The organism is Luteimonas sp. BLCC-B24 (assembly GCF_028550595.1).
GTDB lineage: Bacteria > Pseudomonadota > Gammaproteobacteria > Xanthomonadales > Xanthomonadaceae > Luteimonas.
Genome location: NZ_JAQQGN010000002.1, coordinates 431,448 through 445,792, shown reverse-complemented (window position 1 = coordinate 445,792; position 14,345 = coordinate 431,448). Strand labels below are relative to the sequence as shown.

Here is a 14,345-nt window from a genome sequence, read left to right as displayed (position 1 = left end):
GGAGGTCGAGGAAGCGCGGCCGCGGCGGCACTCGCGTGCGCGGACGGCCCGGTCCCACAAACAACAATGGGGAAGGACTTGCGCCCTTCCCCACGTTCGACCGCCGGGTTCATCCGGCGGCCGGTGCCGCTTTACGGTGGAGACAGCAGCCTCAGGCTGCCAGCGCGTCCTTCGCCTTGTCGGCGAGCGCGGTAAAGGCGGCAGCATCGTGCACGGCGATGTCGGCCAGGACCTTGCGGTCCAGCGTGATGCCGGCCTTCAGCAGACCGTTCATGAAGCGGCTGTAGCTGATGCCGTTCAGACGTGCGGCCGCGTTGATACGCGTGATCCACAGCGAACGGTAATCGCGCTTCTTGCGCTTGCGACCGATGTACGCGTACTGCTCGGCCTTGATGACGGCCTGCTTGGCGACGCGGAAGACCTTGCGACGGGCGTTGTAATAGCCCTTCGCGCGGCCGAGAACCTTCTTGTGACGGCGGCGCGCCTGAACGCCACGCTTGACTCGTGCCATGGTTCAGTCCTCCTCAGAGATACGGCAGCATGCGGTCGAGACGACCGGAGTCGCACGCCGGGATGTGGTTCGTCTGACGAAGGTTGCGCTTCCGCTTGGTGGCCTTCTTGGTGAGGATGTGGCTGCGGTTGGCGTGGCCGGCCTTGTACTTGCCGGACGCGGTCTTCCGGAACCGCTTGGCGGCGCCCCGGTGCGTCTTGATCTTGGGCATTGCGAGAGTCCTTTTGAGGATACGTGTACTGACCGGGCGGTGGCTTGCGCCACGCTTTCCATCCTGCCCATGCCAATGTTCAAGCCTCTGATCCCGGAGGGATCCAAGCCGGTCCTGGAATGTAGGTGATGCCACCCGGCGAACCGGGAGCCGCGCATTATGCCGGGGGCGGCTTCGGCTTGCAAATCATCGGTTTGGCGCCCCCGCCTGCGGGGTCCGGGGGCCTGCACGCCGGCCGGCAGGGCGGCGAACGGCCCGGCCGTCCGGCCTGGCGCGACCGCACGGTTCAGGCGCAGCAGGCGCGTCGGCCACGAAAAAGGCGCAGCTCGCGCCGCGCCTCTTCCGTCGATCCCGGCCCGAAGGCCGCGGGATCAGGTCTTCTTCTTCGGCGCGATCATCATCACCATCTGCCGGCCTTCGAGGCGCGGACGGGATTCGATGACGATGTCCTCGCCGAGATCGGCCTCGATGCGGGCGGCCATCTCGCGGCCCAGCTCCTGGTGGCTCATCTCGCGGCCACGGAAGCGGATGTTGACCTTGATCTTGTCGCCGTCCTCGAGGAACCCGCGCATCTTGCGCAGCTTGATCTGGTAGTCGCCCTCGTCGGTGACCGGCCGGAACTTGAGTTCCTTGATCTCCTGCTGCTTGGTCTTCTTTTTGGCCTCGTTGGCCTTCTTCTGCATCTCGAACTTGAACTTGCCGAAGTCCATGATCTTGCAGACCGGCGGATCCGCGTTCGGCTGGATCTCGACCAGGTCGAGACCTTCCTCCTCGGCGGCGCGCAGCGCGTCGTCGCGCGACAGCACGCCGATCATCTCGCCGTCGGAGCCGATGACGCGAACCCGCGGAACGCGGATATCACTGTTGCGGCGGTTCTGTTTGTCCAGGGTGCTAATGCTCAGTTTCTCCAGTGTGGAACATGCCGCGGACGTGCCGTCCTGCGGGCCGTCCGGCGCGGACCATGGTGGCCCCGCACCGGTGAAGGTTTCATGCTGAAACGTGCTCCGCGCGAAGGCGCGAAATGAAGTCCGCGATCGGCATGGTGCCCAGATCTTCCCCGGTCCGTGTCCGAACGGCGACCGCGCCGTTCTCCTTCTCGCGGTCCCCTGCCACGAGCAGATACGGCACCCGCTGCAGCGTATGCTCGCGGATCTTATAGCCGATCTTCTCGTTCCGCAAATCGGCCTCCACCCGGACCCCTTGATTTGCAAGGGTTTTCCGAACCTCCTCGACGAAATCGGCCTGGGCGTCGGTGATATTCATCACCACCGCCTGCACCGGCGCCAGCCAGCTCGGGAACTGACCGGCGTGATGCTCGATCAGGATGCCGATGAAGCGCTCCATTGAGCCGACGATCGCCCGGTGCAGCATCACCGGATGCTGCTTCTGGCTGTGCTCGTCGACGTATTCAGCCCCCAGGCGGCCGGGCATCATGAAGTCGACCTGCATCGTGCCCAGCTGCCAGGTGCGGCCGATGGCGTCCTTGAGGTGGTACTCGATCTTCGGGCCGTAGAACGCGCCCTCGCCCGGCAGTTCCTGCCAGTCCACCCCGGCCGAGCGCAGCGCGCTGCGCAGTGCGTCCTCGGCGCGGTCCCAGGTGGCGTCGTCGCCGAGGCGCGATTCGGGACGCAGCGCGATCTTGATCTGGATCTCGTCGAAACCGAAGTCGGCGTAGACCTTCAGCGCCTGGGCATGGAAGTCGCGCACCTCGGCTTCCACCTGCTCGGGCGTACAGAAGATGTGGCCGTCGTCCTGGGTGAAGCCGCGCACGCGCAGGATGCCGTGCAGCGCCCCGGACGGCTCGTTGCGGTGGCAGCTGCCGAACTCGCCGTAGCGGATCGGCAGGTCGCGGTAGCTGTGCAGACCCTGGTTGAAGACCTGCACGTGGCCGGGGCAGTTCATGGGCTTCACCGCGTAGGTCCGCTTCTCGGACTCGGTGAAGAACATGTTCTCCTTGTAGTTGTCCCAGTGGCCGGACTGCTTCCACAGGGCGACGTCGAGGATCTGCGGGCAGCGCACCTCGCCGTAGCCGCTGTCGCGGTAGACCCGGCGCATGTACTGCTCGACGACCTGCCAGATCGCCCAGCCCTTCGGGTGCCAGAACACCAGGCCCGGCCCCTCTTCCTGCAGGTGGAACAGGCCCTGGGCCTTGCCGATGCGGCGATGGTCGCGTTTCTCGGCTTCCTCGATGCGCTGGATGAAGGCCTTGAGCTGCTTGGCATCGGCCCAGGCGGTGCCGTAGATGCGCTGGAGCTGCTCGTTCTTGGAATCGCCGCGCCAGTAGGCGCCCGAGATCCGGGTGAGCTTGAACGCCTTGAGGAAGCGCGTGTTCGGCACGTGCGGGCCGCGGCACATGTCCACGTATTCCTGATGGTGGTACAGGCCCATCTCGGTGATCTCGGGCCCCATGTCCTCGATCAGGCGCAGCTTGTAGTCCTCGCCGCGGGCCTTGAACGTCTCGATGACCTCCGCGCGCGGCGTCATCTTTTTGATGACGTCGTATTCGGTGTCGATCAGCTCGGCCATGCGCGTCTCGATCGCGGCCATGTCCTCGGGCGTGAACGGCCGCTCGGAGTAGATGTCGTAGTAGAAGCCGTCCTCGATCACCGGCCCGATGACCATCTTCGCGTCCGGGTACAGCTGCTTGACCGCGTGCCCCACGAGGTGGGCACAGGAGTGGCGGATGATCTCCACGCCTTCCGGGTCCTTCGGGGTGAGGATCTGCAGGGTCGCGTCGTGGTCGATGAGGTCGGAGGCGTCGACCTGGCGGCCGTCGACCTTGCCGGCCACGGTGGCCTTGGCGAGGCCCGCGCCGATGGACTGGGCAACCTCCATGACGGAGACGGGGTGGTCGAACTCGCGGCGGCTGCCGTCGGGGAGCGTGATGGTGATCATGGGTGAAAAGCCGGAATTGGGGATTCGGGATTGGGGATTCGGCAGAGCGGGAGTTCGGCGGGAGCCGGCGCGGCCGAATCCCGAATCCCCAATTCCGAATCGCGTGGCCGCTTCGCGGCCAAGAAAAAAGCGCCACGAGGGCGCCTGGCGACAGGAGGCCTCGGGACGGTCAGCGCTGGGCGGTGGTAGTGCGCATGTCGCACGCTCGGCCGGCGTTGCCGCGGGCCACCTGTGTCTGAAAGGACGGATGCGGATGGTAACGCAGATCGCGGGAGGAACGGGACGCCGACCGGGGCGGAACAGGCCCGCCCTCCGGCCCGGACGGGGACAGCGCCGACGCCGCCGCCGGACGCCCCGGCGGCGGCGCGTGGCATGATCGGCGCGTTTCCCTCCGCACGGCCGCGATGACGATCAAGGGCAAGCCGACTTCGCTGGACATCGCGCACCTGGCCGGCGTGTCACAGCCGACCGTGTCGCGCGCGCTGCGCGGCAGCCCTTCGGTCAACCGTGAAACCCGCGAGCGCATCCTGGCGATCGCGCGCGAGCTCAACTACAAGGTCGACAAGAACGCATCGAACCTGCGCCGGCAGCAGTCGGGCACGCTGGCGCTGCTGCTGTTCGAGGACCCGACCAGCGACCAGTCGCACATCAACCCGTTCTTCCTGCCGATGCTGGGCTCGATCACCCGGGCCTGCGCCCGTCACGGCCAGGACCTGCTGATCTCGTTCCAGCAGCTCTCCGACGACTGGCACGCCGACTACGACGACAGCCACAAGGCCGACGGCCTGATCCTGCTCGGCTACGGCGACTATCTCGCCTACCAGGGCAAGCTGCGCACCCTCGTCGAGCAGGGCACGCAGTTCGTCCGCTGGGGCGCGGTACTGCCCGACCAGCCCGGCATTTCGATCGGCTGCGACAACATCGGCGGCGGCGCGCTGATCGGCGAACACCTGGCCGGCCTGGGCCACCGGCGCATCGCCTTCCTCGGCGATGCCTCGAGCCGCTATCCGGAATTCCTCGACCGTTATCGCGGCTGCGATGCCGCACTCGCACGGCACGGCCTGGCGATGGACCCCGCGCTGCAGGCCGATGCCGAAAGCGCGGAGGATTCCGGTTATGCCGCCGCGCAGACGCTGCTGGCGCGGGGCCTGCCGTTCGATGCCGTGTTCGCGGCCAGCGACCTGATCGCGATCGGCGCGATGCGCGCGTTCGCCGAACACGGCCTGCGCATTCCCGACGACATCGCCCTCGCCGGCTTCGACGACATTCCCGGCGCACGCATGACGACGCCGGCTTTGACCACCGTAGTCCAAGACACGCTGACCGCTGGCGAGCTGCTGGTCGACACGCTGATGCGCCTGATCACCGGCGAACCGGCGGAAAGCCGGCGCTTGCCGACCGCGCTCGTGGTGCGCGATTCCACCGGCGCACGGCCGCTGTAGCCGCGATCACGCGACGGGCCGGGCCTTGGGCTGGGTTCGCGCGGACGTGTTCGCCTGCGAGGCGTTGAGCCTCGTCCGCCTCTACAGGCGCACTTGCGCGAACGGACTCCCGGGAACACGTTCGCACCCGAGCGCGCGCCCACGGCGGCGTCGGGTCTTCCGAACCGGCGCGGCGCAGGCCAGCGCCTGCAGGCGCACGTGCGCGAATGCCCGAACTCCGTGTAACGCCCGTCGCGCACACCGGCCACCCTGCAGGGACGCGTACGAGGCGGCTGTCCGGACACGCGTTCGCGCGCAGGCGCTCCTGCGCGTGGTTCACTCCGAGCCCGGACCGCCGAGGCGCCTGACCATCAGCGTCTGCAGGCGATCGCGCAGCGCGGCCGGCACGGCGACGTCGTCGCGCACCAGCACGCGCACGCCGTGTGCGGGTACGACGAGCGATGCGCCGTCCTCCACCGCCACTGCGCCGTCGGCCAGCACATCGCGCCAGCTGCCGGCGGCGATCTGCGCGGCGTCCAGCGTCGCCGACCAGGGTGCATCGCCCTTGTTGAGCAGCACCAGCGCGGTCTGGCGCACGCCCTCGTCGCCGAGCACGCGATAGAACGCGGCGTGATCACCCTCGAGCAGGAGCGGCAGCTGCAGGCCACGCTGCAGCGCCGGCGTGTCGCGGCGCAGCGTGGCGATGCGGGTCAGCGCCGCATGGATCGGCGTGCCGACGCCCGCGTCGATGCGGGCCTGCCCGTAGTACGCCCGGTTGCCCGCATGTTCCGCGCGCCCGCGCATGAAGCCGGTCTCCGAGCCGTAGTAGACGACCGGAATCCCGCGCGCGGTGAACAGCCAGTTGTGCGCGTCGATAAAGCCGGCGTCGGTCGCCGCCATGCGCGGCATGTCGTGGTTGTCGTAGAACGTCGCCAGTTCATACGGATTGGCGTAGGGCCCGCGTTCGAGGTGCAGGCTCGGCGCGAGGCGCTCGAAGCCGGCGCCGCCGGCGAACACCTCGTCCATCGCCTGCTTCATCGGGAAGTCGAGCACGCTGATGCCGCCGTTCACGGCCCAGGTGTGCTCGGCGATATTCGCCGCGTCGTAGTCGAAGGCCTCGCCGAACATGAAGAAATCCGGCCGCTCGCGGCGGATGCGCTCGGCAAAGCGCGCCCAGAACGCGTGCGGCATCCACGCGATGGTGTCGATGCGGAACGCATCGGCGCCCTGCCCGATCCAGTGCTCGTAGGCACCGGCCAGGTACTCGAACACCGCCGGGTTGTCCGCGTCGAAATCGGCCAGCTGCGCCAGGTTGCCGTCGAAGATCGAGCCGGCCTCGGCGTCCACCGGCCCGGTGGTGTTGTAGAACGCGTGCAGCGGGTTGCGTGCGGGATCGAGCTGCTGCGGGGGCAGGTTCTGGTGGTCGGCGATCAGCCGCCCGTCCGCGTCGAAGATCTGGCCGAAGCCGGGCTGGGCGACCGGCATCGTCCACGCCGGTGAGCCGTGATTGCCGACGATGTCGAGCACGGTCTTCAGACCCGCCGCGCGCATGCCGTCGGTGAAGGCGCGGAAATCGAGACCGGCGCTCGGCAGATGCTCGTCCACCTGGTAGAAATTCGTGCCCCAGTAGCCGTGGTAGCCGGTCTTGCCGCGGTCGGTGAGCGTGCTGCCACAGCTGATCGCATCGCCGCCGGTGAACGCCTCGTCCGGATTGGCGACGATCGGGGTGATCCACACCGCCCCGAAGCCCATGTCGCGGATGTAGCCGGCGTTGTCCAGCACGCCGCGGAAGTCGCCGCCGAGGTAGCCGATGTTGCCGTCGATGCCGTCCTCGCAGCGCACCGGGATGTCGAAGGTGCGATGCGCGCCGCCCTGGTCGCGCTGGTCGTTGCCGGGATCGCCGTTGACGAAGCGGTCGGTGACGACGAAGTACACCGAATGCGCGGCGAAGGGCGCGCGCGTGCCGTAGAGCGCGTCGGCGTCCGGCGCGTCGGCGCGCAGCGGCTGCCCCGCGTGCGAGCAGGCCGCGCACAGTGCGGCGGCGAGAACAGCGGTCAGGGGTCGGAACATGCGCGGTCTCCAGCAGACGGAATTCAGGGCGCGGCGGTCGCGCGCTCGGCGCGCGGCCGCGCGACCCGCAGCGCGAACAGCCCGCCGATCGCGAGACTGGCGCCGCCGAGCATCAGCACCCGCACCGGGTCACCGTCGAAGACACGGCCGAGCAGCACGCCCAGCGTGCTCACCGCCACCAGCTGCGGAATGACGATGAAGAAATTGAAGATGCCCATGTACACGCCCATCTTGTGTGCGGGCAGGCTGTCGGAGAGCAGCGCATACGGCAGCGACAGGATCGAGGCCCAGGCGAAGCCCACGCCGACCATCGACAGCAGCAGCCACTGCGGATCGCGGATGAACGCGATCGACACCAGCCCGGCGCCGCCGAGCAACAGGTTGACCAGGTGGGTCAGACGCAGGCCGAGGCGCCGCGCCATCCACGGGATCACGATCGCCGCCAGCGCCGCGAAGCCGTTGTAGGCCGCGAACAGCACGCCCACCCAGTTCGCGCCTTCGTTGTAGGCGGCCGATTGCGGATCGCTGCTGCCGTAATGCGTCTGCGCCACGGCGGCCGTGGTGTAGATCCACATCGCGAACAGGCCGAACCACGAGAAGAACTGCACCACGGCCAGCTGGCGCATCGCCGGCGGCATGGCGTGCAGGTCGGCGGCGATCGTCGGCAGCATCCGCTGCGGCGCCATGCGCGCGGCGATCAGACGCAGCGCGCCGTAGGCCAGCGGCAGCCCCGCCAGCACGTAGAGCATGCGGTCCCAGCCGAGCACGTACACCAGCGCCATGCCGGCCACGCCCGCGATCAGCCAGGGCAGTCCGCCGGACGCACGGGGCGGCGGCGCATCGGCCGCAGGCAGTGCGCCCAGCGGTTCGGCGTCGTCGAACGCATGCAGCACGTCCGGTGGGTACTCGCGCGTGCGCAGCACCGTCCACAGCACCGAGAGCAGCAGCACGGCGCCGCCGAAGTAGAACGCGTAGCGCACCGTGTCGGGCACCTCGCCCGGCCCGGCGGTGTTGGCCACGCCGAACTTCGCGAGCACGAACGGCAGCGCGCTGGCGATCACCGAGCCCACGCCGATGAAGAAGCCCTGCATCGCGTAGCCGGTGGGCCGCTGCGGCGGCGCCAGCTGGTCGCCGACGAAGGCGCGGAACGGCTCCATCGACACGTTGAGCGAGGCATCGAGCACCCACAGCGTGCCGGCGGCGATCCACAGCTCGGGCGAGTTGGGCATCACCAGCAGCGCGGCGGTCGAGAAGATCGCGCCCCACAGGAAGTACGGACGCCGGCGGCCGAGGCGTGTCCAGGTGCGGTCTGAGAAGTAGCCGATCACCGGCTGCACCAGCAGTCCGGTCAGCGGCGCGGCGATCCACAGCCCAGGCACCTGTTCCATGTCGGCGCCGAGCGTCTGGAAGATGCGGCTGACGTTGGCGTTCTGCAGGGCGAATCCGAACTGGATGCCCAGAAAGCCGAAGCACATGTTCCAGATCTGCCAGAACGACAGGGGCGGTTTCGTATTGCGCATGTGCTGCGACTCCCCTCCCAAGGACCGCTGCGCCATCGCGGCAGTGCGACGGCGGACCCATGGTAGCGAGCAGCCGTTCGACGGCCACGACCTGCATACGTATTCATCGCATGCGCGATCACCGCACGCTTCCGCACGCGCCGCACCATGCACTAACGTCGCATCGCGTCGCGCATCGCGGCGGGGAGGCGAGACGAGTGATGGCGAACAACCCGTGGTGGCGCGGCGCGGTGATCTACCAGATCTACCCGCGCAGCTTCATGGACAGCGACGGCGACGGCATCGGCGACCTGCCGGGCATCATCGACCGGCTCGACCATGTGGCGCAGCTGGGCGTGGACGCGATCTGGGTGTCGCCGTTCTTCCGCTCGCCGATGCACGACTACGGCTACGACATCGCCGACCAGTGCGACGTCGATCCGATGTTCGGCACGCTCGCCGATTTCGACGCCCTGCTCGCCAAGGCGCACGGCCTCGGGCTGAAGGTGATGATCGACCAGGTGTTCAGCCACACCTCGAACGAGCACGCGTGGTTCCAGGAAAGCCGCGCCTCGCGCGACAACCCCAAGGCCGACTGGTACGTCTGGGCCGATGCGAAGCCCGACGGCACGCCGCCGAACAACTGGCTGTCGATCTTCGGTGGCCCGGCGTGGAAGTGGGAGCCGCGGCGCCGGCAGTACTACCTGCACAATTTCCTGTCGAGCCAGCCGGACCTGAACTTCCACAACCTCGAGGTGCAGCAGGCCACGCTGGACTACGTGCGCTTCTGGCTGGATCGCGGTGTCGACGGCTTCCGCCTCGACTCGATCAACTTCTGTTTCCACGACCGCGCGCTGCGCGACAACCCGGCCAAGCCCGAGGCGCTGCGTCTGGGCCGCGGGTTTTCGCCGGACAATCCGTACGCGTTCCAGTACCACTGGTACAACAACACGCAGCCGGAGAACATCGGCTTCATCGAGCAGCTGCGCAGGCTGATGGACGGATACGCGGACGTCGCCGCGCTCGGCGAGATCTCGTCCGAGGATTCGCTGGCCACCACCGCCGAATACACTAGCGCCGGCCGCCTGCACATGGGCTACAGCTTCGAGCTGCTGGTCGACGATTTCAGCGCCGGCTACATCCGCGGCACGGTCGAGCGCCTCGAGGCGGCGATGACCGAAGGCTGGCCGTGCTGGGCCATTTCCAACCACGACGTGCAGCGCGCGGTCACGCGCTGGGGCGGTGCCGACGCCAGCGACGATTTCGCGCGGCAGATGATCGGACTGGTCTGCACGTTGCGCGGCTCGGTGTGCCTGTACCAGGGCGAGGAGCTCGGCCTGCCCGAGGCCGACGTGCCGTTCGAGCAGTTGCGCGACCCCTACGGCATTACGTTCTGGCCGAACTTCAAGGGCCGCGACGGCTGCCGCACGCCGATGCCGTGGACCGGCGATGCCGGCGCCGGTTTCAGCACCGGCACGCCGTGGCTGCCGATTCCCGATGCGCATCGCGCGCGCAGCGTCGCCGCGCAAGAAGCGGACGACGGCTCGGTGCTCGCCGCCGCGCGCCGCTTCCTGCACTGGCGTCGTGCGCGGCCGGCGCTGGTCGTCGGCGACCAGCAGTTCCTCGACGCGCCCGAGCCGGTGCTGGCCAGCGTGCGCAGCCAGGACGGCGCGCGCGTGCTGGCGGTGTTCAATCTGGCGTCCACGCCGGTCGACTGGCCGCTGCCCGAGGTAATGGCCGGCGCGCGTCCGCTCGACGGGCACGGCCTGGCCGGCGCGGTGATCGAAGCGGGCGTCGTGCGCCTGCCGCCCCACGGCGTGCTGTTCGCCGACGTTGATTGAGGCGCGCGCCCCGCACGCGGCCGGCGGCGGCCTGCGCGCTCTGACGCTGGCCCTGGCCGCACTTGCCTGCGGCGGCGCGATCGCTTCGCCGACACGCGACGACTGCGATGCCCCCGCATTCGCGCGCACGCTCCACCCGGTACCGGTTGAGGCGCCGGTGCACGCGGCACGCGCGCACTGGCTCGATCGCCGTCTCGTCCTTTGGCCGGGCCGGATGTCGACGGAGGGCACGCGCTTCCGGCTCTACCACGCGGCGAACGCCACGCTGGATGCACGGCCGGGTCGCCCGGTGGCGGGCTTCGATCGCCGGCTCGATGCGCTGCAGCACGACGCCCCGTTGCCGGCACCGCTGGCGACGCGTTTCGCCTTCATCGGCGCCGGCGCCACGCTGGCAGTCGCCGCCGACGATGCCGAACTGGCCGCCCTGCACCGCGGCCAGCTGCTGCTGGTGCACGAAGACACGCGCGGTGACGTGCTCGACGCGACCGCGCTGCAGGTGGCCGGTGCGCTCGACGATCTCTATGCCGCCGCCGTCGATGCACCCGTGCTCGGCGCCATGCCGACCGCCGCCGATACGCGGTTCGCGGTCTGGGCGCCTTCGGCGCAGTCGCTGGCCCTGTGCCTGTATCCCGATGCCGACGCCGGCGCGGCCGCGCCCGAGACGCTGCAGCGTGATGCCGACACCGGCATCTGGCACGGCCGACTGCCGGGCGATCGCAGCGGCGCGCGCTATCTCTACCTGGTCGACGTGTTCGTGCCGGGCACCGGCATCGTGCGCAACCGCGTGACCGACCCCTACTCGGTGGCGCTGGATGCCGACTCGCGGCGCAGCGTGGTGTTCGACCTCGACGCGCCCACACTCAAGCCCGACGGCTGGGATGCACACACCACGCCGGCCTTGGCGGCCTCGACCGACATGGTCGCCTACGAGTTGCACGTGCGCGATTTCTCGCGCGACGACGCCCGCGTGCCGGAGGCGCAACGCGGTCGCTACACGGCGTTCGAGGCGCAGGACTCGCACGGCATCCGCCACCTGCGCCGGCTGCGCGCGGCCGGCGTGACCGACGTGCATCTGCTGCCGGTGTTCGACATCGCGACCGTCCCCGAGACCGGCTGCGTCACGCCGGACGTGCCCGACGCCGCGCCCGACAGCGCCGCGCAACAGGCGGCCGTGATGGCGGTCGCCGCGCGCGACTGCTTCAACTGGGGCTACGACCCGCTGCACTTCAACGTGCCCGAAGGCAGCTACGCCAGCGACGCCGCGGACCCGGCAGCGCGGATTCTCGAGTTCCGGCGCATGGTCCAGGCGCTGCACGGCCTCGGGCTGCGCGTGGGCATGGACGTGGTCTACAACCACACCAGCGCGTCGGGCCAGCATCCCCAGTCGGTGCTCGACCGCATCGTGCCCGGCTATTACCACCGCCTCGATGCCGACGGGCGCGTGGAAACCTCCACCTGCTGCGACAACACCGCGACCGAGCACGCGATGATGGCGCGGCTGATGATCGATTCGGCCGCGCTGTGGGTGCGCCACTACCGCATCGATTCCTTCCGCTTCGACCTGATGGGCCATCAGCCGCGCGACGCGATGCGCGCACTGCAGGCGCGTGTGGATGCCGAAGCCGGTCGCCCGGTGCACCTGATGGGCGAAGGCTGGAACTTCGGCGAGGTGGCCGACGACGCACGCTTCGTCCAGGCCACGCAGGCGCGTCTCGGCGGCACCGGCATCGCCACCTTCAGCGACCGCGCGCGCGATGCCGTGCGCGGTGGCGGCCCGTCCGACCGCGGCGATGCCCTGCGCGGCGAGCGCGGCTGGATTCACGGCCACGACGACGCGGCCCTGCTCCGCCGCCAGGCGGATCTCGTGCGCGTGGGCCTGGCCGGCACGCTGCGCGATTACCGTCTGGTCACGCACGACGGCGTCGAGCGCGCGCTGTCCGAAATCGACTACGCCGGCATGCCGGCGGGCTACGCCGCCGCCCCCGGCGAGGTGGTCAACTACGTCGAGAACCACGACAACCACACGCTGTTCGACATCGGTGTGCTGCGCCTGCCGGACGATGCCGATCCCACGGCGCGCGCGCATGCGCAGGTACTGGCGCTGGCGACGACGGCCTTCAGCCAGGGCATCGCGTATCTGCACGCCGGCGTGGAGCTGATGCGCTCCAAATCGCTCGACCGCAACAGCTTCGATTCGGGTGACTGGTTCAACCGCATCGACTGGAGCGGCGCCACCCACGGCTTCGGCCACGGCCTGCCGCCCGCGCCCGACAACGCCGCCGACTGGCCGCAACTGCAACCGCTGCTGGCCGACGCCGCGCGCATCCGTCCGCCGCGCGACGCGGTGCTGCAGGCGCGCGACATGAGCCTGGACCTGCTGCGGATCCGCGCGAGCACGCGGCTGTTCCGTCTCGAACGCGCGGACGACATCCAGGCGCGCCTGACGTTTCCCGGCAGTGGCACGGGCGGCGATCCGCAGCTGGTGGCCGGGCATCTCGACGGGCGCGATCTCGACGACGCGGGCTTCAGCGAGGTGCTCTATGCGATCAACGTCGGCGACGACGCGCGCACGCTCGATGCGCCCGCGCTCGCCGGGCGCGGCTGGCGTCTGCATCCGGTGCACCTCGCGGCCGACGCCGCCGATCCGCGACCACGCGACCTCGCACGCATCGACGACCGGCGCGGTCGGTTCACCGTGCCGCCGCGAACGGCGCTGGTGTTCGTGGTGCCCGAGCGCGCGGCCGGAACGCGCTGATCAGGAACGGAGCGTCACGCCGTCCCAGTGCCGCAGGCACTCGGGCGCGACACCGACACGCCGGCACGCACGCGGCGCGATGCCGTCGGGCAGCGCCGCACGGAACAACGGGGCCGTCATCCGCAACAGGCGCGCACAGGCGTGATGTCGCGCACGCTGCAGGCGTGTGATGCCGAGTAACGCCTCGGCCCAGGGCGGCAACAGCGCCGCGCCCGCGCCGAGAAACACGTCGCGCGACAGGGCGGCGCCGGGCACCGGCAGGCGGACGCGGCGCAGCACCGCGAGCACCTCGCGCGAGCGTGCATCGAAACGCAGCTCCGGCCGCACGTGCTCGAAGTAGGCCGCGACCGACGCCGTCGACGCCGGCACCGCGCGCGCGCCCAGCGCCTCGGCGACGCGTCGCGATTCGTCGTAGTAGCGATCGTCGAATCCCGCAGGGCCGGGCATGCCGGCGTAGGCGCGAAACCCCTGCAGGAACGCGTAGGCCTCCGAGACGTGCACCCAGGTGAGCAGCTCGGGATCGTCGGCCGAATATGCCGTGCCGTCCGCGGTCGTGCCGCGCACGTGGGTGTGGATCGCCGCGACACGGTGGATCAGCCGGTGCGCCTGCTCGGTGCCGGCATACGTGGTGCCGGCGACGAAGGCCGTGGTGCGACGCAGACGCCCGACCAGATCGGTGCGGAAATCCGAATGGTCCCAGACGCCGGCCAGCGCCCGCGGATGCAGCGCCTGCAGCAGCAGTGCACACAGGCCGCCGGCGAGCATGCCCGGAAAATCCGCATGCACGCGCCAGGTCACGGTGTCCGGGCCGAACAGGCCCGGGTCACCGACGGGCGTTTCGTAGTCGATGCCGCTCTGGCCACGCGGGAACACTCCCAGCACCCAGCGCCGGATAGCGGCCTGCAGGGCGGCGGCCGGATGAAGTCGTGATGCGTTCATGCCGCAATGCTAGCCGGCGTCATCGGGAGCGGCCGCGAAGCCCGTGCGTGCGCGTTCGAACGCGCTTTGCTGCATGCCGATGCATGCCGGGCCATGAATACGTATGCAGGCCGCGCCGGTGCGCGAAACCCGCGACTACCATGGCCGCGACCCGTCCGGCCCCGCTGTTGCAGCGACGCGCATCGACGGCACAACTCGAAAAT

The 14,345-nt window shown here is 69.6% G+C and carries 10 protein-coding genes; 3 read left to right on the top strand and 7 right to left on the bottom strand.

Features of this window, described 5'->3' with window-relative positions; all coding sequences use genetic code 11:
• Nucleotides 1–151 precede the first annotated feature (151 nt).
• From rplT to thrS, 4 genes are all read right to left on the bottom strand, one after another.
• Entirely contained in the window at nucleotides 152–511 is a 360-nt protein-coding gene (gene rplT / locus PQS31_RS06380) for a 50S ribosomal protein L20 (RefSeq protein WP_272761829.1), read from the bottom strand.
• A 13-nt stretch (nucleotides 512–524) separates the two neighbouring features.
• Nucleotides 525–722, bottom strand: a complete 198-nt coding sequence (gene rpmI / locus PQS31_RS06375) for a 50S ribosomal protein L35 (protein WP_055249161.1) — start codon at nucleotides 720–722, stop codon at nucleotides 525–527.
• A 371-nt stretch (nucleotides 723–1,093) separates the two neighbouring features.
• Nucleotides 1,094–1,624: a translation initiation factor IF-3 gene (infC, locus tag PQS31_RS06370; RefSeq protein ID WP_336314341.1), complete on the bottom strand. Its 531-nt coding sequence runs from the start codon at nucleotides 1,622–1,624 to the stop codon at nucleotides 1,094–1,096.
• A gap of 85 nt (nucleotides 1,625–1,709) precedes the next feature.
• Nucleotides 1,710–3,617 carry a threonine--tRNA ligase gene (gene thrS, locus PQS31_RS06365; RefSeq protein WP_272761828.1) on the bottom strand — a complete coding sequence of 636 codons (1,908 nt, stop codon included), beginning with the start codon at nucleotides 3,615–3,617 and terminating at the stop codon, nucleotides 1,710–1,712.
• A 404-nt stretch (nucleotides 3,618–4,021) separates the two neighbouring features.
• On the opposite strand from thrS, the gene PQS31_RS06360 reads away from it, so the two are divergent.
• A complete protein-coding gene (locus tag PQS31_RS06360; RefSeq protein WP_272761827.1) occupies nucleotides 4,022–5,059 on the top strand; it encodes a LacI family DNA-binding transcriptional regulator in 1,038 nt (345 codons plus the stop codon).
• Nucleotides 5,060–5,374: 315 nt separating this feature from the next.
• On the opposite strand, the gene PQS31_RS06355 is transcribed toward PQS31_RS06360, so the two are convergent.
• Nucleotides 5,375–7,108 carry an alpha-amylase family glycosyl hydrolase gene (locus PQS31_RS06355; protein WP_272761826.1) on the bottom strand — a complete coding sequence of 578 codons (1,734 nt, stop codon included), beginning with the start codon at nucleotides 7,106–7,108 and terminating at the stop codon, nucleotides 5,375–5,377.
• Between the two features lie 23 nt (nucleotides 7,109–7,131).
• A complete protein-coding gene (locus tag PQS31_RS06350) occupies nucleotides 7,132–8,628 on the bottom strand; it encodes an MFS transporter (RefSeq protein WP_272761825.1) in 1,497 nt (498 codons plus the stop codon).
• Nucleotides 8,629–8,828: 200 nt separating this feature from the next.
• On the opposite strand from PQS31_RS06350, the gene PQS31_RS06345 reads away from it, so the two are divergent.
• Both PQS31_RS06345 and PQS31_RS06340 read left to right on the top strand, forming a co-directional pair.
• Nucleotides 8,829–10,448 carry an alpha-glucosidase gene (locus tag PQS31_RS06345; protein WP_272761824.1) on the top strand — a complete coding sequence of 540 codons (1,620 nt, stop codon included), beginning with the start codon at nucleotides 8,829–8,831 and terminating at the stop codon, nucleotides 10,446–10,448.
• A 157-nt stretch (nucleotides 10,449–10,605) separates the two neighbouring features.
• Nucleotides 10,606–13,203, top strand: a complete 2,598-nt coding sequence (locus PQS31_RS06340) for an alpha-1,6-glucosidase domain-containing protein (protein ID WP_272761823.1) — start codon at nucleotides 10,606–10,608, stop codon at nucleotides 13,201–13,203.
• On the opposite strand, the gene PQS31_RS06335 is transcribed toward PQS31_RS06340, so the two are convergent.
• Nucleotides 13,204–14,142 carry an oxygenase MpaB family protein gene (locus PQS31_RS06335; RefSeq protein ID WP_272761822.1) on the bottom strand — a complete coding sequence of 313 codons (939 nt, stop codon included), beginning with the start codon at nucleotides 14,140–14,142 and terminating at the stop codon, nucleotides 13,204–13,206.
• Nucleotides 14,143–14,345 lie beyond the last annotated feature (203 nt).